Below are 20,250 nucleotides of genomic sequence, written 5' to 3'. Positions count from 1 at the left end.
ATTGTGGCGCCAAGCTTCGCCGCACTTCCGGAGACGCGCATGGACATCGAGATCGGGGCCGAGGCCAAGGACAAGAGCTTCAACCGGCGCGTGGCGATCACCGTGGTGTCCCTGTCGATCTTCATGGGCCTGTGCGGGGTCAAGGACGGCAACATCGTCCAGGCGATGCAGCAGGCCCAATCGGATGGCGTTGACGCCTGGAACGAGTACCAGGCCACCAAGACCAAGCGCCACATCGACGAAACGGCCCAAACCCAGGTACGGCTGCTGGCTCTGTCCGCTGGCGCGCGCCCGCTGGCGGCGGTCGATGTCGAGGTCCTGCGGCTAGGGACCGAGATCGCCAAGTACAAGGCGGAGGTCCCTATGCTCAAGGCCAGGGCCGAGGGGTTTTCCGCTCGATATGACGCGCTCAACGTCCATGACGATCAGTTCGATGCTTCCGACGCCCTGATCTCGATCGCCGTCTCCATCGCGGCCGTGGCGGCGTTGGTGGAGATCTCGGCGGCGCTCTGGGCGTCCTGGGCCTTCGGAGCGCTTGGCGTCATCATGGGCCTAGCGGGCTTCCTGGGCTGGAGCCTGCACTCGGCGCTCCTCAGCAAGCTGCTGGGCTAGAGCATTTCCCGACCTGACTGCGTCAGGCCGTGAGCTCTAATCTTTTGTTTTGAGGCATTTTTCTTCACGCGAACCGGAACCACTTCGCTCGAAAAATGCTCTAGGCGCGCGACGCCTTTTCGGCCAAACCCGATGTCCCTTCGCGGCCAGCCAATTTCTCGGCCACGGCGTCCAGTGAAACCCCGGAAGCCGCCAGCAGCACCAGCCAATGGTACAGCAGATCGGCGCTCTCGCTGGCCAAAGCGTCCGGACCCTGGGCGACGGCGGCGATCACCGTCTCGACGGCTTCCTCGCCCAGCTTCTTGGCGGCCAAGGCCGGGTCGGCCAGCAGCTTGGCGGTGTAGGACACCGACGGGTCGCCACCCTTGCGGGCCTCGATCGTGGCGGCCAGACGCTCAAGCACCTCGAACAATCGGCTCATGCGGCCCCCTGCAGGTCGTCCAGGCGCACGGCGATGCCGGCGGCGGCCATGGCCCGCTTGGCCTCGCCGATGCTGATCTCGCCGAAGTGGAAGATCGAAGCGGCCAGAACGGCGGCGGCATGGCCGTCGCGAGCGGCCTCGACCAGGTGTTCGGTCTTGCCCGCCCCGCCCGAGGCGATCACCGGCACGGTCACCGCCCCGGTCACGGCCTTGAGCAGAGGAATGTCGTAGCCGATTTTGGCCCCGTCGCGGTCCATCGAGGTCAGCAGGATCTCGCCCGCTCCCCGCTGGACGCACAGGGCCGCGTACTCGACGACGTCGAGGCCGGTGTCCCGGCGGCCGCCATAGGTCCAGACGTTCCACCCCGACCCGTCGGGGCGGGCCTTGGCGTCGATGGCCACCACCACGCACTGGGCGCCGAAGGCGTTGGCCCCAGCCGACACCAGGGCAGGGTTCTCGACGGCCGCGGTGTTGATCGACACCTTGTCGGCCCCGGCCAGCAGCAGGCGGCGCATGTCGGCCACCTCGCGCACGCCGCCGCCCACCGAGACCGGCATGAAACAGACCTCGGCGGTGCGGGAAATGACGTCCAGCAGCAGCCCTCGGCCGTCGCTGGAGGCGGTGATGTCCAGGAACATCAGCTCGTCGGCCCCCGCCGCGTCATAGGCGCGGGCCTGCTCCACCGGGTCGCCGGCGTCGCGCAGGGCCACGAAATTGACCCCCTTCACCACCCGGCCGTCCTTGACGTCGAGACAGGGAATGATTCGGGTCTTCAGCATCAGGCGGCCGCGATGGTCAGGGCTTCGGACGGCTTGATGGTGCCGGCATAGAGCGAGCGGCCCAGGATGGCGCCGGCGATCTCCACGCCCTCGCGGGCCTTCAGGCGCTCGATGTCGGCTGTCGAAGCGACGCCGCCCGAGGCGATGACCGGGATCGACACGGCGTCGGCCAGTTCGCCCACGCCGTCGACATTGACCCCCGTCAGGGCGCCGTCGCGGCTGATGTCGGTGATGATCAGGGCGGCCACGCCCACGTCTTCGAAGCGTCGCGACAGGTCGATGGCCGACAGGTCCGACAGGCCAGTCCAGCCGTCGATGGCCACCTTGCCGTCGCGCACATCGACAGCCACGGCGATCTGTTCGGGCCACAGGCGGGCGGCCTTGCGGACCAGGTCTGGGTCATGGACGGCGATGGTGCCCAGGATGACGCGCGAGACGCCGGCCTCGATCCAGGCCTCGACGCCTTCGAGGGTCCGAATGCCGCCGCCCAGCTGCACCGGAATGGAGATCGACTCCAGAATCGACTGAACGGCGATGGTGTTGATCGACTTGCCCTGGATAGCCCCGTTCAGGTCGACCACGTGCAGCCACGAGAAACCATCCTTGACGAAACGCTCGGCCTGATCGACCGGCGAGGTGTTGAAGACCGTGGCCTTCTCCATGTCGCCGTGCAGCAGACGCACGCACTGGCCGTCCTTCAAGTCGATGGCGGGATAGAGGATCATGGGCGCCATTCCAGGAAGTTGGCGAGCAGGGCGAGCCCCGCGGCTTGGGATTTTTCGGGGTGGAACTGTACGCCGGCCACGTTGCCCTTGGCCACGGCGGCCGTGAACGGGCCGCCGTGATCGGTGGTCGCCAGGACGTCCTCGGGGTTCGAAGGCGTCAAGGCGAAGGAGTTGGCGAAGTACATGTGGGCGCCGTGCTCGACGCCGGTAAAGAGCGGGTGGGCATGGGCGAGCGAGATTGCGTTCCAGCCCATGTGCGGGATGGTCAGGCCGGGGTCGTGGGGTTCGAGCTTCTTCACTTCGCCGGCGATCCAGCCGAGGCCGGGGGTGACGCCGAACTCCAGGCCCCGCGAGGCCAGCAGCTGGTGGCCCACGCAAATGCCCAGGAACGGCGCGCCCTTGCCGTGCACGGCCGCGTTCATTGCCTCGTAGACCCCCGAGGCGTCGAGGCCAGCGCGGCAAGACGCGAAGGCGCCCACTCCGGGCAGCACCACGCGGTCGGCGGCGGCCACAATGGACGGGTCGGCCGTCACGACGATGTCAGCGTCGATGGCGTGACGGCGGGCCGCCTCGCGCAGGGCCTTTTCGGCCGAGCGCAAATTGCCCGACCCGTAATCGATCAGGGCGACGGTCTGCATGAGATCAAATTCCCTACAGCACGCCCTTGGTGGAGGGGGCCAGGCCGCCGGTCTTGGGGTCGATCTCGACCGCCTGACGCAGCGCCCGGGCCAGGGCCTTGAAGCCGCTTTCGGCGACGTGGTGCGTGTTGTCGCCGTACAACGTCTCGAGATGCACGCAGGCTCCCACGTTCATCGCGAAGGCGTGGTGGAATTCCTTGAACAGCTCGGTGTCCATCTCGCCGACCTTGGGCCGCTTGAAGTCGACCTTCCAGATCAGATAGGGCCGGTTCGACAGGTCGATGGCGCAGCGCGTCAGGGTCTCGTCCATCGGGATATAGGCGTGACCGAAGCGTCGGATGCCCTTGAAGCCATCCAGAGCCTTGTTTATCGCCAGGCCCAGCACGATGCCGGTGTCTTCCACCGTGTGGTGCATGTCGATGTGCAGGTCGCCAGTGGTCTCGACCTTGAGGTCGAACCCGCCGTGGCGCGCGAAGCTCTCCAGCATGTGGTCGTAGAACCCGATGCCGGTCGAGATCGTCGAGGCGCCGGTCCCGTCGAGGTCGATCCAGACCCGGATCTGGGTCTCTTTCGTCTCGCGGACCACTTCAGCGGTGCGGGCCATGGTCGTCCTTAAATTCCGTTTTGGGCCGCGAGATCCCGCAGGCTGACCTGCGGGCGTGGACCGTAGTGCGCGATGACCTCGGCGGCGGCCAGGGCGCCCAGCTGTCCGCAGACGGGCAGCGGGTGGCCCTGGGAGAGGCCATAGAGGAAGCCCGCCGCGTATTGGTCGCCGGCGCCGGTAGTGTCTATGACTTTTTCGACGGGATAGGCCGAGATTTCGTGCAATGCCCCGCCGGAGGCTACCACCGAGCCGTGTTCGCTGCGCGTGACGGCGGCGATCTCGACCTTGCCGGCCAAGGCCTTCACGGCGGCGTCGAAGTCGGTGGTCTGGAACAGGGCGCAGACTTCCGAGGCATTGGCGAAGACGATGTCGCACTGGGTGTCGATGAAGCCCAGCAGGGCCTCGCGGTGACGCTCGACCACGAAACTGTCGGACAGGGTGATGACGATCTTGCGCCCCGCGCCATGGGCCAGGCCGGCGGCCTTGGCGAAGGCGCGGCGGGCTTCCAGCGGATCGAATAGATAACCCTCCAGATAGACGTACTGCGCCGCTTCGATGATCGCCGGGTCGACGTCGGCGGCGGTCAGCTCGACACAGGCGCCCAGATAGGTCGACATGGTGCGCTGGGCGTCTGGCGTGACATTGATCAGGCTCTGGGCCGTCGCGGGCCCTTCCGCCAGGGGCGGGGTGTTGAAGGTGGCGCCAATGGCGCGCATGTCGTGGGTGAAGACGCGGCCCAGCTGGTCGTCGGCGACCTTGCCTATGAAGGCGGCCTTGCCACCAAAGCTGGCGACGCCGGCCACGGTGTTGCCCGCGCTGCCGCCCGACGCCTCGATGCCCGACGCCATCACGTCATAAAGGATAGAGGCCCGCGCCACGTCAATCAGGGCCATCGAGCCCTTGACCAGGCCTTGTCGCTCCAGGAAGGCGTCGTCACACTGGGCGATGACATCGACGATAGCGTTACCGATGGCGGCGACGTCGTAGAGGGCGGTCATAAAAGGTCTTTTCCGAAAGGGCGACGCGCGCGGAGTACCGGATCGAGGCGCGCAAGGCAACGCGAGCCTTGCCCGAAGGATCGTGTCGCTCTACCGCCAAGGGCATGACCGACGTTCTGATCCTCACGCCCGCCGCCGACGAAACCCTGTTCGCCCACGCCTGGACCCCATTGTTCGAGCGTCTCGCGGCGCCGCTGCGGGCGCGCGGCCTGGACGTCGAGCACGCCAGCTGGGTCGAACCGCTCGACCCGGCCCGAGCCCGTGTGGTGTTGCCGCTGCTGACCTGGGGCTATCACCTGCGCGCGCCGCTGTGGTTCGAGCGGCTCGACGCCCTTGAAGCCACTGGCGCGCGCCTGGCCAATCCAGTGTCGGTGTTGCGCTGGAACACCACCAAGACCTATCTTGCCCAACTGGCGGCGAAGGGCGCGCCGGTGGTGCCGACCATCGCTCTGGATCGCTTGTCGCTCGAGGACCTGGATCGGGCTCGCGAGGTGTTCGGCGTCGACGTGCTGGTGGCCAAGCCGCAGATCTCCGGCGGATCGCAAGACACCGTTAAGCTGCGCCACGCCGACGGTTTGACGGGCTGCACCACTGGTCCGGCGCTGATCCAGCCGTTCCTTCCGGCGGTGGGCGAGGAGGGCGAGCTTTCGCTGTTCTATTTCGACGGGGTGTTCAGCCACGCGGTGACCAAGGTAGCGACCGGCGGCGACTTCCGCGTCCAGCCGCAGTTCGGCGGCCAGGTCAGCGGCGTCGCGCCCGAACCCGAGGCGCTGCACGCGGCGGCGATGGTGCTCAAGGCGGCCGGGACGCAGTTGACCTACGCCCGGGTCGACCTGATCCGAGGTCTGGACGGTACGCCCCAGCTGATGGAGCTGGAGGTCATCGAGCCGGACCTGTTCCTGCGGCACGCCCATGATGGCGGCGCGGCGTTCGCGGCGGCGGTGGTTAGGGTGCTCTAGCCCACTGACTTGCCCCCACCTGGCGGCTTCGCCGCCTGTCCGCCCCATAGGGGGCGGAGCTCGAAACGCGGGGCTCTTCCCCCTCTGGGGGAAGACGGTCGCGAAGCGACCCTTAGGGGCAAGTGTTCGCCGCTTAGGCGCCCAGAAACAGCTCCCGCGACGGACATAGATCCGCGATCCGGCACACCTCGCACTTCGGCTTCCGCGCCACGCAGACATACCGCCCGTGCAGGATCAGCCAGTGATGGGCCCGGGTCTTGTAGCGATCCGGCACGATTCGCATCAGATCGTCCTCGACCGCGTCCGGCGTCTTTCCGGCTGACAGCTTCAGCCGGTGCGAGACGCGGAACACATGGGTGTCGACGGCGATCGCCGGCTCGATATCCAGTTCATTGAGCACCACGCTGGCGGTCTTGCGGCCCACGCCGGGCAGGCTTTCCAGAGCCTCGCGGTTCAAGGGCACCTCGCCGCCATGATGGTCCATCAGGATGCGGGCCGAGGCGATGACGTTCCTGGCCTTGGTGCGGTAGAGGCCGATCGAGGCGATGTAGCCGATCAGGCCTTCCTCGCCGAGCGCCAGCATCTTGGCGGGACTGTCTGCGACCTGGAACAGCGGACCGGTCGACTTGTTGACCTGAACGTCCGTCGCCTGGGCCGACAGGGCCACGGCGGTCACCAGGGTGTAGGGGTTGGAATAGTTGAGCTCGGTCTTGGGATGGTCTTCCAGGCTTTCGAACCGCGAGAACAGCACCTCGATCCGCGCGCGCTCGGCCGGCGTTAGGCGCTTGGCGACAGGGCGTTTTCTGACGAACGGCTTGGTGGACGCGGGCTTGGCCATGGGCGGCGACCATGCCGTGATGCGCGCCTCTCGCCAAGCGTCGGGGCCGCCCCTAAATCAAGCCCATGTCCGCGCCGCTATATCTTGACGCCGTGATCAAGCCCAACCGGTCGATGAACCGGCAGGGTCTCTATGTGCTGCTTGGCGTGCTGACCGCCTTCAACCTGATGGTGGGGATCTTCCTGTTGATCCTGGGCGCCCCGCCGGTGCTGCCGTTCCTGGGACTGGACGTGCTGGCCATGGGCCTGGCCCTCCGCGCCAGTTTCCGCGCCGCCGAGCGTTCAGAGCGCGTGCGGGTCACGGCCGAGGCGGTGACCGTCAGCCGCGAGGACGAGAAGGGCGCCCGCGTGATCTGGACATCGCCCACCGCCTTCACCCGGGTCGGCGTCGAGCAGGCGGGCGAGCACGAGGCGCGGGTGCGGCTGATGATGTCGCGTCGGCGCCTGACGCTGGCCCGGGCGCTGAGCCCGCTCGAGCGTGTCGATTTCGCCCGGGCGCTGGAGCGGGCGATCCTCGACGCCCGGGCCGAACGCTATCGCTAAACGGCGCAAGAACCGGGCGGACGGCGGCGGCGGGGCGCACTATCTTCTCGCCATGCCGCTCGATGTTTCCCCCTCCCAAGCTATCGCCCATCTGACCGAGCGGTCGGCGGACTATGATCGCATGGCCAAGGCCCTTTCCTGGCTGGCCGACCGCTGGCAGGAGCGTCCGTCGCTGGACGAGGCCGCCGACGCGGTCGGCCTGTCGCCATTCCATTTCCAGCGGGTGTTCAGCCGCTGGGCTGGGGTCAGCCCCAAGATCTTCGTCGCCGCCATCGCCCATGCCGAGGCTCGGCGATCGCTGGAGCAGGGCGTCAGCGTGCTCGACGCGGCTTATGACGCCGGCCTGTCCGGCCCTTCGCGCCTGCACGACCTGTTCATCGCCCAGGAGGCGGTGACGCCGGGCGACGTGCGGCGTCGGGGCGAGGGGCTCCATCTGGCCTGGGGCTGGGCGCCGACCCCCTATGGCAAGGGCCTGTTCGTCATGGCCCCGCGCGGCCTGGCCGGCCTGGCCTTTTCCGATGGCGACGATGAGGCGACCTTCGCCGATATGCACCGGCGGTTCCCCGCCGCCGACTGGCGCCGCGATGACGAGGCCTCGGCCCGCACGGCGGTCCACGCCTTCGCCGGTGGTGACCAGCCCCTGCCGGTGGTGCTGATCGGCTCGCCGTTCAACATCCAGGTCTGGAAGGCCCTGTTGCGCATCCCTGCGGGCCAGACCGGCAGCTATGGCGAGATCGCGGCCTGGGCGGGCAGTCCGCGCGCTTACCAGGCCACCGGCGGCGCGATCGGCGCCAACCCTATCTCGCTGCTTATCCCTTGCCACCGCGCCATCGCGAGGGACGGCCGGCTGACCGGTTACCATTGGGGGTTGGGTCGCAAGGCGGCGATGCTCGGCATGGAGGCCGTCGGCGCGTCTTTGCGGTAACGCTTGGCGTCGTTACTGCGGAGCTTCAGCGGGTTCCCTTGGCGGAAGCCCCAACTAGGAGAATGCGCCGCTTAACGATGATTGAACTGGGGCGGAGAAACCCATGTTGAGCCTGCGTCAACGCATACGCGACGTCGTTGCGCCCCTCATCAAACTCAGCGGCAAGCTTCTTCACCGAAGCCCCGACCTGACCCCCGAATGCCAAGCCATGCTTCGGGAAATGGCCATCGGGCCGCCCAGACACTCGCAGTGGAACGAGCTGCTGGCCTTCCGTGACCGGCGGTTCCGCGAGGCCTACCGAGGCGACTTGGTGACGCCGGCTCAAACCCGCGAAGAGAACTGGTCCCTGTCCGAGATCGGACTGGCCAGCCTCCTCACGCATAACGAGCCGCCGCGAATCGTCGATCTGGGCGCGCAAGGCCCGGGGCGGCCGGAAAACACCCAAACCTTCCCGTCGAAATTCGCCTGACGCGCAGCGCGCGCGCCTAGAGCATTTCCCGACCTGACTGCGTCAGGCCGTGAGCTCTGATCTTTTGTTTTGACACATTTTTTTCACGCGAACCGGAACCGCTTCGCTCGAAAAATGCCCTAGAGGATGAACCGGCTGAGGTCTGCGTTCGCAGCCAAGGCGCCGATGCGTTCCTGCACATAGGCCGCGTCGACCGTGACCGTCTCGCCCGAGCGATCGCCCGCGCTGAAGCTGATCTCCTCGACCACCTTCTCCAGGATCGTCTGCAGCCGCCGGGCGCCGATGTTCTCGACGGAGGCGTTGACCGCCACGGCGGCGTCGGCCACAGCGTCGATGGCGTCGTCGGTAAACACCAGGGTCACCCCCTCGGTCAGGATCAGCGCCTGGTGCTGGCGGATCAGATTGGCTTCCGGCTCGGTGAGGATACGGCGCAGGTCATCGCGCGTCAGGCCCTTCAGCTCGACACGGATCGGCAGGCGGCCCTGTAGCTCCGGCAACAGGTCGGACGGCTTGGCCACGTGGAAGGCGCCCGAGGCGATGAACAGGATGTGGTCGGTCTTGACTGGTCCGTACTTGGTCGAGACCGTCGTGCCCTCGATCAACGGCAGCAGGTCGCGCTGAACGCCCTCCCTGGAGACGTCGGCGCCCCCGCGCTGACTCGAAGACGCCACCTTGTCGATCTCGTCCAGGAAGACGATGCCGTGGTTCTCGGCCAGTTCCAGGGCCTCTTGCGTCAGGGCCTCCTGGTCGAGCAGCTTGTCGCTTTCCTCGGCGATCAGCGGCGCGTGGGCGCCGGCGACCGTGGTCTTGTGGGTCTTGGTGCGACCGCCGCCGAACGATTTCATCATCTCTGACAGGTTCAGCACCGAGGCGCCCGGCTGGCCGGGGATCTCGAACATGCCGGCTCCCGCGCCAGTGTCGGCCAGCTGCAGCTCCACTTCCTTGTCGTCCAGTTCGCCGGCTCGCAGCTTCTTGCGGAAGCTTTCGCGGGCGGCGGTTGATCCGGGGCCTGTCAGGGCGTCGAGAATGCGCTCCTCGGCCGCCGCCTCGGCCTTGGCCTTGACCCCGGCGCGGCGCTTGTCACGAACCATGGCCAGGGCGCTTTCCACCAGATCGCGGATGATCTGATCGACGTCGCGGCCAACATAACCGACCTCTGTGAACTTGGTGGCCTCGACCTTCAGGAACGGCGCCTGGGCCAGCTTTGCCAGCCGGCGGGCGATCTCGGTCTTGCCGACGCCGGTGGGGCCGATCAGCAGGATGTTCTTCGGCGTGATCTCGTCGCGCAGGTCGTCGGGCGTGCGCCGGCGGCGCCAGCGGTTGCGCAGCGCCACGGCGACAGCCTTCTTGGCCTCCAGGTGGCCGACGATGTAGCGGTCGAGTTCGGAGACGATCTCGCGGGGGGAAAACTCGGTCATCAGAGGCTCTCCACCGTCAGATTGCCGTTGGTGTAGACGCAGATCTCGGCGGCGATGGCCATCGAACGTCTGGCGACATCGTCAGCGGTCAGGTCTTGGTCGATCAGGGCCTTGGCGGCCGCCAAGGCGTAGTTGCCGCCCGAGCCGATGGCCGCCACCGAACCGCCGCCGGTGCTCTCGCCGGGTTCGAGCACATCGCCCACGCCGGTCACCGTGAAGATCGAGTCCGCGTCGGCCACCAGCAGCATGGCCTCAAGCCGGCGCAGATAGCGGTCGGTGCGCCAGTCCTTCGCCAGGTCTACGCAGGCGCGGGCCAGCTGGTCGGGATACTGTTCCAGCTTGGCCTCAAGCCGCTCGATCAGGGTGAAGGCGTCGGCCGTGGCCCCGGCGAACCCGGCCACGACCTTGCCGCCGGCCAGGCGGCGGACCTTGCGGGCGTTGCCCTTGACGACGGTTGGGCCCATGGAGACCTGTCCGTCGCCGGCGATCACGGTCTGCCTGTTCTTGCGCACCGCCAGAATGGTCGTGCCGTGCCAATCTGGAAAAGAGTTGGCGGGGAAAGAATTGCTGTTTTTCATGTCCCGCATCTGGCGAGGCGCAGCAGAGATATCAAGCGCGATGAGCTTTTCACCGGCCGAAGTCGAACGCTACGCCCGCCATCTGGTGCTGCGCGAGATCGGCGGGCCGGGCCAGCAGAAGCTGAAGGCCGCGCGGGTGCTGGTGGTCGGGGCCGGGGGCCTGGGCGCGCCGGCCGCGCTCTACCTGGCCGCCGCCGGGGTCGGAACCCTGGGCCTGGTCGACCCTGACACCGTCTCGCTGTCCAACCTGCAGCGCCAGGTCTTGTTCGCCACCGGCGACATAGGTCGGTCCAAGGTCGAGGCGGCCGCCGAACACTTGAACGCTCTGAACCCCCACATTGCCGTCGAAAACCACCCGGTATGGCTGAACCAAGCCAACGCCGAGGCGCTCGTCTCGCGGTATGACTTGGTGCTGGACGGCACGGATGACTTCGCCAGCCGCTTCGCCGTCAGCGACGCCTGTCTGGCGACGGGCAAGCCCTTGGTCAGCGGCGCTCTGGGCCGCTGGACTGGCCAGGTCGGGGTGTTCGACGGCCAACCCTGCTACCGCTGCCTGGTGCCTGAAACCCCGCCCGACGCCGAGACCTGCGCCCGGGTTGGCGTGGTCGGCGCTCTGGCGGGCGTGATCGGCGCGATGATGGCGCTGGAGGCGGTGAAGGTGATCACCGGCGCCGGCGACCCCCTATCGGGCCGCCTTCTGATCTATGACGCCCTGGCGGCCGAGACCCGCACGGTCCGGATCGGCGCGGATCCGGAATGTACGAGCTGCGCGGGCGAGCCGGCTACAGCATAGACGGAATGACCCGGTCGGGCGGCCGGTGGCCGTCCATGAAGGTCTTCACGTTGACGATGACCTTTTCGCCCATGTCGATGCGGCCCTCGACCGTGGCCGAGCCCATGTGGGGCAAGAGCACGACATTGGGCAGTTTCAGGAGCTTGGGATTGATGGCCGGTTCGTGTTCGTAAACGTCCAGACCGGCGCCGGCGATCTCGCCGCGCGCCAGCATGTTGGCCAGGGCGCCTTCGTCTATGACTTCGCCCCGGGCGGTGTTGACGATGATGCTCTGGGGCCGCAACAGTTTGAGCCGGCGGGCCGACAGCAGGTGGTAGGTGGCGGGGGTGTGCGGGCAGTTGACCGAGATGAAGTCCATCCGGGCCAGCATCTGGTCCAGGCTCTCCCAGTAGGTGGCCCCGACCTCCTCGGCGATGCGCGGGCTGACCGGCTTGCGGTTGTGATAGTGGACCTGCATGCCGAAGGCCTTGGCGCGGCGGGCCACGGCCTGGCCGATGCGGCCCATGCCGATGATCCCCAGGCGCTTGCCCCACAGGCGGCGGCCCAGCATCCAGGTCGGCGACCAGCCGTGGAAGCCACCCGCCTTGACCACTTCGGCGCCTTCGACGACCCGGCGCGAGGTGGCCATGATCAGGGTCATGGTCAGGTCGGCGGTGTCCTCGGTCAGGACGCCGGGGGTGTTGGTGACGATGATGCCGCGCGCATTGGCGGTGGCGACGTCGATATTGTCGACCCCGGCCCCGAAATTGGCGATCAGCTTGAGACGGTCGCCCGATCGAGACAGCAGGCGCGAATCGATCCGGTCGGTGATGGTGGGCACCAGGACGTCGCACTGGCCCATGGCCTCGACCAGTTCATCGGCCGTCAAGGCTTTGTCGGTGACGTTGAGTTGCGTGTCGAACAACTCGCACATTCGCGTCTCCACCGGATCGGGCAGTTTGCGGGTAACGATGACTTTGAGCTTGCGAGCTGACATGAGCGGTTCGAAAAGCCTTCCCCCCCGTTGGGCGTTCCTGACGGGTGTTTGAAATCAGTAGCAAAGGGGCCGGGTGCGGCCAAGCAAGATGCCGACGAATCGCAAACATCGTTCGCTCGGCCGCCTGGCCCTGATCCTGCTCGCCCTGGTAGGACTGACGAGCATGGCGCGCGCCCAGGCCCCGAAGATCACGCCATCGGGCATGGAGGTGCCGCGCTACGTCTCGCTCAAATACGGCGAGGTCAATGCCCGGGTCGGCCCGGACGAGGAGCATCGGCTGCTGTGGATCTACAAGGCCAAGGGCCTGCCGGTGCAGGTGGTGGCCGAAACCCGGGAATGGCGGCGGATCTGCGATCCCGAGGGCAATCTGGCCTGGGTTCACCGACGGACCACCGACGGCCGACGCACCGCCATGCGCGTCCAGACCACGCCCCTGCCGTTGCGCGCCCAGCCCAAGGGCAATGCGCGGATCACCGCCTATCTGGCTGGCCACTCAACCGCCAATCTCGACAAATGCGAAAAGGGCTGGTGCCGCCTGAAGGCCGACGGCGAGGCCGGATGGGCCCCGGAAGGGGAAATCTGGGGGGCTTCTTCCCAGGTCCAGTGCAAGCCCTAGCGGCGAATCGAGACCGTCGCGGAGCGTCAGGCGTTCACAGGCGTTACCGAAAGTAACATTGAGGCGCGGCCCACCGTCGTGCTAGGGCGGGACCATGCAACAGAGTTCCTACACTTTCGACGAGCTTCTGGCCTGTGGCCGGGGCGAGCTGTTTGGCCCCGGCAACGCCCAACTGCCCGTGCCGCCGATGCTGATGTTCGATCGCATCGTGCGGATCGAAAAGGACGGCGGCAAGTACGGCAAGGGCTATGTCGAGGCCGAGTTCGACATCAATCCCGACCTCTGGTTCTTCGCCTGCCACTTCATCGGCGACCCGGTCATGCCGGGCTGCCTGGGCTTGGACGCCATGTGGCAGCTGGTCGGCTTCTTCCTGGGCTGGTCGGACGCGCCCGGCCGCGGCCGGGCCCTGGGCGTGGGCGAGGTCAAGTTCACCGGGCAGGTGACGACGGGCGTCAAGAAGGTGACCTACAAGATCGACTTGAAGCGGGTGATCATCCGCAAATTGGTCATGGGCATCGCCGACGGCGTGCTGGAAGCCGACGGTGTGGCCATCTATGAAGCCAAGGACCTGAAGGTCGGGCTGTTCACCGCGGAACAAATGGCGTCGTGATCCACCTGTAGGGTGGCCGCCTAGAGCCGTCCCTTTTGGATCGTGGGGAAGAAAGAGGATTGTTCATGCGTCGCGTCGTCGTCACCGGACTGGGGATCGTCTCGTCCATCGGCAACAACGCCAATGAGGTGCTCGCCTCACTGCGTGAAGCCAAGTCGGGCGTGGTCGCCGCGCCGGACTATGCGGAACTGGGTTTCCGCTGCCAGGTGCACGCCACGGTCAAGCTCGACTCGTGGGAAGCCCTGGTCGATCGTCGCGCCGCGCGCTTCCTGGCGCCCGGCACGGCCTATGCCCACATCGCCATGGAACAGGCGATCGCCGACGCCGGTCTTGAGCAGTCCGAGATCTCCAACGAGCGCACCGGCCTGATCGTCGGTTCGGGCGGCCCGTCCACGCGGGTGATCGTCGAGGCGGCCGCCACCACCCGGGAGAAGGGTCCAAAGCGCATCGGCCCGTTCGCGGTGCCCAAGGCGATGAGCTCGGGCCCCTCGGCGGTGTTGTCCACCTGGTTCAAGATCCGCGGGATCAACTATTCGATCAGCTCAGCCTGCGCGACCAGCGCTCACTGCATCGGCGCGGGCGCCGAGCAGATCCAGATGGGCAAGCAGGACATCGTCTTCGCCGGCGGCTGCGAGGAGCTGGACTGGACCCTGTCCAACCTGTTCGACGCCATGGGCGCGATGAGCAGCAACTTTAACGACCGCCCCGCCGTGGCCAGCCGCGCCTATGACAGGGACCGCGACGGCTTCGTGATCGCCGGCGGGGCCGGAATCGTGGTGCTTGAGGAATATGAGCACGCCAAGGCCCGCGGCGCGAAGATCTATGGCGAAGTCGTCGGCTACGCCGCCAATTCCGACGGCTTCGACATGGTCGCGCCGTCGGGCGAGGGCGCGGCGCGCTGCATGAAGATCGCCATGGCGCAGGCCGGCGACCGGACCATCGACTATCTGAACCCGCACGGCACCTCCACGCCGGTGGGCGACAGCAAGGAGATGGGCGCGGTCCGCACGGTGTTTGGCGACAAGGCCCCGCTGATCTCCTCGACCAAGTCGCTGACCGGCCACAGCCTGGGCGCGGCCGGGGCGCAGGAGGCGATCTATTCGATCCTGATGCTCGACAACGACTTCGCCGCCCAGAGCGCCAATATTGAAAACCTCGATCCCGAGTTCGCCGACCTGCCGATCCTGCTCGAACGGTCGGACAGGCCGCTGACCACCGTGATGTCCAACAGCTTCGGCTTTGGCGGCACCAACGGCACACTGATCATCGCCAAGGCTAACTGACGAGCACCATATGTCGCGACAGCGGTGGGGCTGGCTAGCGACCCCGCCTCCCTCGCGGATATCAGGGCGCGGCTGGTGCGCGCCGTCGAAGGCTCCGCCGTGTTTAACCCCGCCTGTTTCGCTCGTGATCTCGAGACGGCGTTCGAGACGGCGCACGCTCGCCATCAGCAGGGTCTTCCGGCCGTTGGCTTCGAAGTCGGCTGACGCCCCGCCCGCCCGCTGCTAGACTATTTTTCGAGCGAAGTGGTTCCGGTTCGCGTGAAGAAAAATGCCTCAAAACAAAAGATTAGAGCTCACGGACTGACGCAGTCAGGTCGGGAAATGCTCTAGCTACGGATACGAGCAAGTGGGACCCCTCGATGACCTATGAGGCGCCGGACCAGCCGTCGATCAGCCCTGCCGCACGGGTGTCGCGACGCCTGGTCGTGGTTGGCGAAAGGATTTGGACCGACACGCTTCCTGGCGCGGTCCTGAACGCATGGGGCGCCGCCGTCCTGCCGCATGCGGCGGACCGTCTGCTGGCAGAGGCCTGGATGGCGGCCTCGAAATGTCTCGCCGATCAACTGACGACCGACGATCGCTTCACCGCAGACCGCCTGGCCGAGGCGGTGCGTGCGGGCGCCATGCCCTACGCGGTGGTCGGCGACAGCCACAGCCGTATCCTGGTGCGGCGCGCCCGGCGGGGGCGCCGGTGGCTGCTGCCGATCCACCGGTTGCTGACCGGCGCTTCGGCGCGGGGGTTGAGTTCGACCGAGTCCCGGAGCGGGGCGGGCGAGCAGCTTGGTCGCGATATCGCGCCCCTGCTACGCGCCGCGCCGCGCATCCTGCTGATGTTCGGCCAGGTTGATGTGGAGTTCGTGCATCCCTATCGCCGATTTCGGGCTGGCCGCACGGCCTTCGACCCGATCGAACTGGCCGCCTTCCTTGACGAAACGGTCGAACGTTATGTCGACGCCCTGGCCCGGCGTATCGCCGCGGCCGATCGAGAGCGTATCGACCTAGTCTCGATCCTGCCCCCTGCGCTAAGCGATTTGGCCTGGCGGCGCGGTTATCGCAACGCCCATATCGCCCAGCTGCACGGCGAGGCCGACGGGCGGATCGATCTGGCCGGCCTTGAGATTCCCGTCGCGGCGGCTCGCGTGACCGCCCACGCCGATTTCAACACCCGGCTGGCCGCCGCCGCGCCGGCGCTGGGTTTTGGCTATCTGGACCTGTTCGCGCCGCTGATGGCTGGGCCAATGGTGGATCCCGCCTTCCAGGGTCCGGCCGCTGGCCAAGATCACCATCTCGACTACCACGCCACGCGCGAGGTCGTGCTCGACCGGCTCTGGCCATGGCTGGGGCGCCAGGCCAAGGCCGGTTGATCCGCCGTGGAGGCGTGGGCTATGATTCCTGCGCCATCGGGTGGGGCCAGTAGCGATGCGTTTTAACGTCCAGCCTTCCACGCCTTGGGTCGAGACCGACCAGGTCGAGGCCTATCTCGACGCGGTCGGGGCGAACCCGGCGCAGCGCCGCTTCATGACCGACCTGCATCGCGACGGCGTGGCGATCATCGACCTGGGTGCGGAGGGCCCGGCCCTGTGCGACCGGGTCGTCGCGGAAACCCAGACCTTCTTCACCCCTGGTGTCCGGCGGGCCCAGGACGCCTGGCGGCGATCGCCGGCGGTGAGGGTGCTGTCCAATCTGCCGGTGATCGAGTCGATGCTGGCCCTGGCCTATGGCCGCGAGCCCTTCGCGTTTCAGACCCTGAACTTCCTGGTTGGCAGCGAGCAGCACGCCCATGCCGACGCGGTGCACTTTCACAGCGAGCCACAACGCTTCATGTGCGGGGTGTGGTTCGCGCTGGAAGACGTCCACGCCGACGCCGGGCCACTGTTCTACCACCTGGGCAGCCACAAGCGGCCGGTCTTCGGCATGCGCGAGGCCGGGGTCACGGATCGCGCCCCGGCGGCGGGTGACTACGAGACCTTCTACGTACCCGCCTTCGCGCGGGAACTGGAAAGCGCGCCGACCGTGGCTTTGCTGAAAAAGGGCCAGGCCCTGGTCTGGACGGCCAATGTGGCGCATGGCGGTACGGCGATCACCCGCGAGGGCGCGACCCGCCGCTCGCTGGTCACCCACTATTATTTCGAAAACTGCCTCTACTACACGCCGATGTACTCCTCGCCGGAGGAGGGGCGGTTTCATCTGCGCCTGCCCGCCAACCTCAAGACCGGCGGTTGGGTCTGGCCCCGGCGTGACGGCAAGCGGGCGCGGCTGAAGCTCAGGACCGTCGCCAGCGCCCTGAAGGAAGCCGTCCTGCGCGCCGTCCACGTCGCCTAGAGCCCTGCCGGGGTTCCTCCGCGCGGTGGGTCCTGCTAGCTAGCGGGTCAAGGATTCCTGGAGAGCCAACCGATGGCCGACGAATACGCATTCCCCAAGGGCGAGCTAATGGCGGGCAAGAAGGGCCTGGTCATGGGCGTGGCCAACCACAACTCCATCGCCTGGGGCATCGCCTCGCAGCTCGCCGCCCAGGGCGCCGAAATGATCTTCACCTATCAGGGCGAAGCCCTGGAGCGCCGCGTGCGGCCGCTGGCCGAGAGCATCGGCGTCACTACCCTAATCCCGGCCGACGTCACCGACGACGCCTCGATGGACGCGGCCTTCGCGGCGATCGAGGAGAAGTTCGGGACGATCGACTTCGTCGTCCACTCGGTGGCCTTCGCCAACAAGGACGAGCTGAAGGGCTCGTTCGTCGACAACACCACCCGCGAGGGTTTCCTGCTGGCCCTGAACATCTCGGCCTTCAGCTTCGTCGACGTCGCCAAGCGCGCGGCCAAGATCATGCCGAACGGCGGGTCGCTGATCACCATGACCTATCTGGGCTCTGAGCGGACCATCCCGAACTACAACACCATGGGCGTGGCCAAGGCCGCCCTGGAAGCGGCGACCCGCTATATTGCCCGCGACCTGGGCCCCAAGGGCATCCGCTGCAACGCCATCTCGGCCGGCGCCATGCGCACTCTGGCCCTGGCGGGCATTGCCGGCGGCCGCGGCATGATCGCCCAGGGCCGGGCGTTCAGCGCCATGAAGGAAGACACCTCGATGGAGGGCGTCGCCGGCGCGGCCCTGTGGCTGGTGTCAGATCTGGGTCGCTCCACCACAGGCGAGGTGGTTCACGTCGATGCGGGCTTCCACATGATGGGCATGCCCGACGAGGCCGAGGCCTAGGACAACGGGCCCTCGCCGGTCGGGCGGGGGCCTTTGCTTATCGAGCATAGGCCCGCATGAAGCGCCTCGCCGCCTCGGCTGCGAGGGCCGCGAACGCCTCGGTGGTGTTTTCGGACGGCAGGCCCAGCAGGCTGCGCAGCTGGTGGTGGCTCATGACCATGCCGCCAAAGAATTCGGCCGCCTGTTCAGGGTCAGGCACGTCCATCCTGCCCAGGCGGTTTTCCGCGTCCAGGAACGCCGCCAGCTGCCGACGGGTCTGGCGGGGGCCGGCCTCGAACACCTCGCGCGCCACGTCGGGCATTTCGACGGCGCCCTGGATCACCACGCGCATGATGGCGTAGCTCTTGCTGGTCGCCACCGTCTCCAGCATCGAACGAGCGAAGGCCTCCAGGGCCTCGCGCGGATTGTCGATGGCGCCGGGATCGCGTAGCGGGGCGGTGATCACCGCCACCCTCCGGGCCATAAGGGCGCGCACCAGTTCGGCCTTGGAGCCATAGTGGTTATAGACGGTCTGTTTGGAGACCCCCGCCAGCTTGGCGATGGCCTCCATCGGCGCGCCCAGGCCACGTTGACCGATCACCTCGACGGCGGCGTCGAGAATGGCCTCGGTCTTGGCGACGTCGATCTGTCCCGCAACTCTAGGCATTGGCGACTCTCGACATGTCAGTGCGCGTCCGAGGGCGGGGATGGGGCGTTCTTGGCCGGCTTGGCCAGCAACGACACCACTGCGGCGATGAAACAACCATAGGCTAGCAAGGTGAAACTATCACCGAAGGCCAGCACCGTGGCCTGCTGCTGAAGCATGCCGCCAATCGCCTTGCGGGTTGCCCCATCCGGGTCGGAAACGCCAAGCTGCGCCATCCGCGCGGCCAGACCTTCCATCATGCTGGCCATCCGCGGGTTGCCCTGGCTGACCAGGTCCGACAGGCCCATATAGTAAAGGGCCGTCTGGTTGGTGATCGCCGTGGCCAGCAGGGCCAGGCCTACGGCGCCGCCGGTGTTGCGCGCCAGGTTCACCAGGCCGGAGGCGTTCTTGACCATGTTCTGGGGCAGGGTGCTCATGGTCACCTGCTGGGTGGCGATCATGGCGATCATCACACCCACGCCGCGACAGGCCTGCACCCCGGCGAACTCCCAGAAGCCCCAGTCCTTGGTCACGCCATGGGCCATGTACATGCCGAAGCCAGCCAGCATGAAGCCGATGAACATCGGGATGCGCGGGTCCATCTCGCGCACCAGCCGCCCGGCGATAGGTCCGGTGGCGAACATCGACAGGCCCGAGACCACCATGGTCGTGCCGACCTCCGACGCCGAATAATGCCGCACCCGGCCCAGGAACTGCGGCAGCAGGAAGGTGCCGCCGAACAGGCTGGCCCCCGACACCGCTGTCATGGCCACGCCGATCGTGAAATTACGATTGGCGAACGCCCGCAGCTCGACGATCGGATTGCGATAGGTCAGCGACCGCCAGACGAAGGTCACGCCAGTGATGACGGCCACCACGGTCAAGGCCAGTATGCCGCTGTCCTCGAACCAGCCGTCCTTTGAGCCTTCCTCCAGAACGAACTGCATGCTCATCAGGAAGGCGGCCATCACCGCCAGGCCGAACCAGTCGAAGCCCTTGGACAGGCTGGGATCGCCCTTGTCGAACTGGCCCCAGCGCGCCACGCCGAACAGCACGATGACGCCGATCGGCGCATTGATGAAGAACAGCCAGCGCCAGGAGAGCCACTCGGTCAGGTGACCGCCCAGGGTCGGGCCGACGGTCGGCGCCAGGGTGACGATCAGGCCCATGATCACACTGGCGGTGATCCGCTTCTCGGGCGGGAAGGCGGTGAAGGCCACGGCGAACACGGTGGGGATCATCGCCCCGCCGATGAAGCCCTGCAGGGCCCGGGTCAGGATCATCATGTCGATCGACGAGCTAAGGCCCGTCAGCACGCTCATGACCATGAAGCCGGTGCACGAGATCAGATAGACTCGCTGGGTGCCCCACAGCCGCGACAGGTACCCCGACAGCGGGATCATCACGACCTCGGGGATCAGATAGGCGGTCTGGATCCAGCTGACCTGGTCGGCGCTGGCGCCCACCCCGGCCTGGATCTGCGGCAGCGAGGCCGCGACGATCTGGATGTCGAGGATGGCCATGAACTGGCCAATGACCATCGCCCCGAAGCCAAGCATCAGCTTGCCCCAATCCACCTCGGGGGCGGGTTTGGGAATGGAAGAGACGGGAAGGGCGGCGTCGGCCATGTC

At 67.1% G+C, this 20,250-nt stretch carries 24 protein-coding genes; 12 read left to right on the top strand and 12 right to left on the bottom strand.

Annotation, left to right across the window (positions count from 1 at the left end; genetic code table 11):
* Window positions 1–39 precede the first annotated feature (39 nt).
* A complete protein-coding gene (locus ACP696_RS09935; RefSeq protein ID WP_426010363.1) occupies window positions 40–612 on the top strand; it encodes a DUF4337 domain-containing protein in 573 nt (190 codons plus the stop codon).
* A 100-nt stretch (window positions 613–712) separates the two neighbouring features.
* Here the strand turns inward: ACP696_RS09935 and ACP696_RS09930 are convergent, their stop codons facing one another.
* The 6 genes from ACP696_RS09930 to ACP696_RS09905 are packed head-to-tail and all read right to left on the bottom strand — an operon-like array spanning window position 713 to window position 4,777.
* Complete coding sequence (locus ACP696_RS09930) at window positions 713–1,033, bottom strand: phosphoribosyl-ATP diphosphatase (protein ID WP_426010361.1); 321 nt, start codon at window positions 1,031–1,033, stop codon at window positions 713–715.
* The gene (gene hisF, locus ACP696_RS09925) at window positions 1,030–1,812 is read right to left on the bottom strand and encodes an imidazole glycerol phosphate synthase subunit HisF (RefSeq protein WP_426010359.1); all 783 of its coding nucleotides are present in this window, start codon (window positions 1,810–1,812) and stop codon (window positions 1,030–1,032) included. The genes ACP696_RS09930 and hisF overlap by 4 nt, the downstream gene beginning before the upstream one ends.
* Window positions 1,812–2,546, bottom strand: coding sequence for a 1-(5-phosphoribosyl)-5-[(5-phosphoribosylamino)methylideneamino]imidazole-4-carboxamide isomerase (hisA, locus tag ACP696_RS09920; RefSeq protein ID WP_426010358.1), 735 nt, complete (start codon window positions 2,544–2,546; stop codon window positions 1,812–1,814). The genes hisF and hisA overlap by 1 nt, the downstream gene beginning before the upstream one ends.
* On the bottom strand, window positions 2,534–3,175 hold the full coding sequence (gene hisH / locus ACP696_RS09915) for an imidazole glycerol phosphate synthase subunit HisH (protein WP_426010357.1): 642 nt from the start codon (window positions 3,173–3,175) through the stop codon (window positions 2,534–2,536). The genes hisA and hisH overlap by 13 nt, the downstream gene beginning before the upstream one ends.
* Before the next feature lie 13 nt (window positions 3,176–3,188).
* Complete coding sequence (gene hisB, locus ACP696_RS09910; protein ID WP_426010355.1) at window positions 3,189–3,779, bottom strand: imidazoleglycerol-phosphate dehydratase HisB; 591 nt, start codon at window positions 3,777–3,779, stop codon at window positions 3,189–3,191.
* A gap of 8 nt (window positions 3,780–3,787) precedes the next feature.
* Window positions 3,788–4,777 (bottom strand): adenosine kinase, encoded by a 990-nt coding sequence (locus ACP696_RS09905; RefSeq protein WP_426010353.1) that lies wholly within the window; start codon window positions 4,775–4,777, stop codon window positions 3,788–3,790.
* Between the two features lie 104 nt (window positions 4,778–4,881).
* Between ACP696_RS09905 and ACP696_RS09900 the strand changes: the two genes are divergently transcribed.
* Complete coding sequence (locus ACP696_RS09900; protein ID WP_426010351.1) at window positions 4,882–5,736, top strand: ATP-grasp domain-containing protein; 855 nt, start codon at window positions 4,882–4,884, stop codon at window positions 5,734–5,736.
* Between the two features lie 133 nt (window positions 5,737–5,869).
* Here ACP696_RS09900 and nth read toward each other — a convergent pair whose 3' ends face one another.
* Window positions 5,870–6,574 (bottom strand): endonuclease III, encoded by a 705-nt coding sequence (nth, locus tag ACP696_RS09895; protein ID WP_426010350.1) that lies wholly within the window; start codon window positions 6,572–6,574, stop codon window positions 5,870–5,872.
* Window positions 6,575–6,639: 65 nt separating this feature from the next.
* Between nth and ACP696_RS09890 the strand changes: the two genes are divergently transcribed.
* The 3 genes from ACP696_RS09890 to ACP696_RS09880 all read left to right on the top strand — a co-directional run bounded on the left by ACP696_RS09890 (window position 6,640) and on the right by ACP696_RS09880 (window position 8,510).
* Window positions 6,640–7,116, top strand: coding sequence for a DUF2244 domain-containing protein (locus tag ACP696_RS09890; RefSeq protein WP_426010348.1), 477 nt, complete (start codon window positions 6,640–6,642; stop codon window positions 7,114–7,116).
* A gap of 52 nt (window positions 7,117–7,168) precedes the next feature.
* Window positions 7,169–8,041 carry a methylated-DNA--[protein]-cysteine S-methyltransferase gene (locus tag ACP696_RS09885; RefSeq protein ID WP_426010347.1) on the top strand — a complete coding sequence of 291 codons (873 nt, stop codon included), beginning with the start codon at window positions 7,169–7,171 and terminating at the stop codon, window positions 8,039–8,041.
* Between the two features lie 103 nt (window positions 8,042–8,144).
* Window positions 8,145–8,510, top strand: coding sequence for a hypothetical protein (locus ACP696_RS09880; protein WP_426010346.1), 366 nt, complete (start codon window positions 8,145–8,147; stop codon window positions 8,508–8,510).
* Window positions 8,511–8,629: 119 nt separating this feature from the next.
* On the opposite strand, the gene hslU is transcribed toward ACP696_RS09880, so the two are convergent.
* The gene (gene hslU, locus ACP696_RS09875) at window positions 8,630–9,928 is read right to left on the bottom strand and encodes an ATP-dependent protease ATPase subunit HslU (protein ID WP_426010344.1); all 1,299 of its coding nucleotides are present in this window, start codon (window positions 9,926–9,928) and stop codon (window positions 8,630–8,632) included.
* Entirely contained in the window at window positions 9,928–10,515 is a 588-nt protein-coding gene (gene hslV, locus ACP696_RS09870; protein WP_426010342.1) for an ATP-dependent protease subunit HslV, read from the bottom strand. Before hslV ends, hslU begins: the two co-directional genes overlap by 1 nt.
* Before the next feature lie 31 nt (window positions 10,516–10,546).
* On the opposite strand from hslV, the gene ACP696_RS09865 reads away from it, so the two are divergent.
* Window positions 10,547–11,299 (top strand): HesA/MoeB/ThiF family protein, encoded by a 753-nt coding sequence (locus ACP696_RS09865; protein ID WP_426010341.1) that lies wholly within the window; start codon window positions 10,547–10,549, stop codon window positions 11,297–11,299.
* Here ACP696_RS09865 and ACP696_RS09860 read toward each other — a convergent pair.
* The gene (locus ACP696_RS09860; protein ID WP_426010339.1) at window positions 11,289–12,275 is read right to left on the bottom strand and encodes a 2-hydroxyacid dehydrogenase; all 987 of its coding nucleotides are present in this window, start codon (window positions 12,273–12,275) and stop codon (window positions 11,289–11,291) included. The genes ACP696_RS09865 and ACP696_RS09860 overlap by 11 nt on opposite strands.
* A gap of 88 nt (window positions 12,276–12,363) precedes the next feature.
* On the opposite strand from ACP696_RS09860, the gene ACP696_RS09855 reads away from it, so the two are divergent.
* The 6 genes from ACP696_RS09855 (at window position 12,364) to ACP696_RS09830 (ending at window position 17,994) form a co-directional block, all read left to right on the top strand.
* Window positions 12,364–12,891 (top strand): SH3 domain-containing protein, encoded by a 528-nt coding sequence (locus tag ACP696_RS09855; protein ID WP_426010337.1) that lies wholly within the window; start codon window positions 12,364–12,366, stop codon window positions 12,889–12,891.
* A gap of 94 nt (window positions 12,892–12,985) precedes the next feature.
* Entirely contained in the window at window positions 12,986–13,501 is a 516-nt protein-coding gene (gene fabA / locus ACP696_RS09850) for a 3-hydroxyacyl-[acyl-carrier-protein] dehydratase FabA (RefSeq protein WP_426010336.1), read from the top strand.
* Window positions 13,502–13,566: 65 nt separating this feature from the next.
* The gene (gene fabB / locus ACP696_RS09845; RefSeq protein ID WP_426010334.1) at window positions 13,567–14,784 is read left to right on the top strand and encodes a beta-ketoacyl-ACP synthase I; all 1,218 of its coding nucleotides are present in this window, start codon (window positions 13,567–13,569) and stop codon (window positions 14,782–14,784) included.
* Window positions 14,785–15,143: 359 nt separating this feature from the next.
* Window positions 15,144–16,148, top strand: coding sequence for a hypothetical protein (locus ACP696_RS09840; RefSeq protein ID WP_426010333.1), 1,005 nt, complete (start codon window positions 15,144–15,146; stop codon window positions 16,146–16,148).
* Between the two features lie 55 nt (window positions 16,149–16,203).
* Window positions 16,204–17,106, top strand: a complete 903-nt coding sequence (locus ACP696_RS09835) for a phytanoyl-CoA dioxygenase family protein (protein WP_426010332.1) — start codon at window positions 16,204–16,206, stop codon at window positions 17,104–17,106.
* Window positions 17,107–17,178: 72 nt separating this feature from the next.
* Entirely contained in the window at window positions 17,179–17,994 is an 816-nt protein-coding gene (locus ACP696_RS09830) for an enoyl-ACP reductase FabI (RefSeq protein ID WP_426010330.1), read from the top strand.
* Between the two features lie 37 nt (window positions 17,995–18,031).
* Here ACP696_RS09830 and ACP696_RS09825 read toward each other — a convergent pair whose 3' ends face one another.
* Both ACP696_RS09825 and ACP696_RS09820 read right to left on the bottom strand, forming a co-directional pair.
* A complete protein-coding gene (locus tag ACP696_RS09825) occupies window positions 18,032–18,640 on the bottom strand; it encodes a TetR/AcrR family transcriptional regulator (protein ID WP_426010328.1) in 609 nt (202 codons plus the stop codon).
* A gap of 17 nt (window positions 18,641–18,657) precedes the next feature.
* The gene (locus ACP696_RS09820; RefSeq protein WP_426010326.1) at window positions 18,658–20,247 is read right to left on the bottom strand and encodes a DHA2 family efflux MFS transporter permease subunit; all 1,590 of its coding nucleotides are present in this window, start codon (window positions 20,245–20,247) and stop codon (window positions 18,658–18,660) included.
* Window positions 20,248–20,250 lie beyond the last annotated feature (3 nt).

It is taken from the genome of Caulobacter sp. DWR3-1-2 (assembly GCF_049896225.1).
Taxonomy (GTDB): domain Bacteria; phylum Pseudomonadota; class Alphaproteobacteria; order Caulobacterales; family Caulobacteraceae; genus Caulobacter.
This window is presented reverse-complemented; position numbering and strand designations above follow the sequence as displayed.

Excerpts from the sequence above, each read along its gene's own strand:
- ACP696_RS09935 (WP_426010363.1), top strand. The coding sequence starts at position 40 with ATGGACATCGAGATCGGGGCCGAGGCCAAGGACAAGAGCTTCAACCGG.
- ACP696_RS09930 (WP_426010361.1), bottom strand. The coding sequence starts at position 1,033 with ATGAGCCGATTGTTCGAGGTGCTTGAGCGTCTGGCCGCCACGATCGAG.
- hisF (WP_426010359.1), bottom strand. The coding sequence starts at position 1,812 with ATGCTGAAGACCCGAATCATTCCCTGTCTCGACGTCAAGGACGGCCGG.
- hisA (WP_426010358.1), bottom strand. The coding sequence starts at position 2,546 with ATGGCGCCCATGATCCTCTATCCCGCCATCGACTTGAAGGACGGCCAG.
- hisH (WP_426010357.1), bottom strand. The coding sequence starts at position 3,175 with ATGCAGACCGTCGCCCTGATCGATTACGGGTCGGGCAATTTGCGCTCG.
- hisB (WP_426010355.1), bottom strand. The coding sequence starts at position 3,779 with ATGGCCCGCACCGCTGAAGTGGTCCGCGAGACGAAAGAGACCCAGATC.
- ACP696_RS09905 (WP_426010353.1), bottom strand. The coding sequence starts at position 4,777 with ATGACCGCCCTCTACGACGTCGCCGCCATCGGTAACGCTATCGTCGAT.
- ACP696_RS09900 (WP_426010351.1), top strand. The coding sequence starts at position 4,882 with ATGACCGACGTTCTGATCCTCACGCCCGCCGCCGACGAAACCCTGTTC.
- nth (WP_426010350.1), bottom strand. The coding sequence starts at position 6,574 with ATGGCCAAGCCCGCGTCCACCAAGCCGTTCGTCAGAAAACGCCCTGTC.
- ACP696_RS09890 (WP_426010348.1), top strand. The coding sequence starts at position 6,640 with ATGTCCGCGCCGCTATATCTTGACGCCGTGATCAAGCCCAACCGGTCG.
- ACP696_RS09885 (WP_426010347.1), top strand. The coding sequence starts at position 7,169 with ATGCCGCTCGATGTTTCCCCCTCCCAAGCTATCGCCCATCTGACCGAG.
- ACP696_RS09880 (WP_426010346.1), top strand. The coding sequence starts at position 8,145 with ATGTTGAGCCTGCGTCAACGCATACGCGACGTCGTTGCGCCCCTCATC.
- hslU (WP_426010344.1), bottom strand. The coding sequence starts at position 9,928 with ATGACCGAGTTTTCCCCCCGCGAGATCGTCTCCGAACTCGACCGCTAC.
- hslV (WP_426010342.1), bottom strand. The coding sequence starts at position 10,515 with ATGCGGGACATGAAAAACAGCAATTCTTTCCCCGCCAACTCTTTTCCA.
- ACP696_RS09865 (WP_426010341.1), top strand. The coding sequence starts at position 10,547 with ATGAGCTTTTCACCGGCCGAAGTCGAACGCTACGCCCGCCATCTGGTG.
- ACP696_RS09860 (WP_426010339.1), bottom strand. The coding sequence starts at position 12,275 with ATGTCAGCTCGCAAGCTCAAAGTCATCGTTACCCGCAAACTGCCCGAT.
- ACP696_RS09855 (WP_426010337.1), top strand. The coding sequence starts at position 12,364 with ATGCCGACGAATCGCAAACATCGTTCGCTCGGCCGCCTGGCCCTGATC.
- fabA (WP_426010336.1), top strand. The coding sequence starts at position 12,986 with ATGCAACAGAGTTCCTACACTTTCGACGAGCTTCTGGCCTGTGGCCGG.
- fabB (WP_426010334.1), top strand. The coding sequence starts at position 13,567 with ATGCGTCGCGTCGTCGTCACCGGACTGGGGATCGTCTCGTCCATCGGC.
- ACP696_RS09840 (WP_426010333.1), top strand. The coding sequence starts at position 15,144 with ATGACCTATGAGGCGCCGGACCAGCCGTCGATCAGCCCTGCCGCACGG.
- ACP696_RS09835 (WP_426010332.1), top strand. The coding sequence starts at position 16,204 with ATGCGTTTTAACGTCCAGCCTTCCACGCCTTGGGTCGAGACCGACCAG.
- ACP696_RS09830 (WP_426010330.1), top strand. The coding sequence starts at position 17,179 with ATGGCCGACGAATACGCATTCCCCAAGGGCGAGCTAATGGCGGGCAAG.
- ACP696_RS09825 (WP_426010328.1), bottom strand. The coding sequence starts at position 18,640 with ATGCCTAGAGTTGCGGGACAGATCGACGTCGCCAAGACCGAGGCCATT.
- ACP696_RS09820 (WP_426010326.1), bottom strand. The coding sequence starts at position 20,247 with ATGGCCGACGCCGCCCTTCCCGTCTCTTCCATTCCCAAACCCGCCCCC.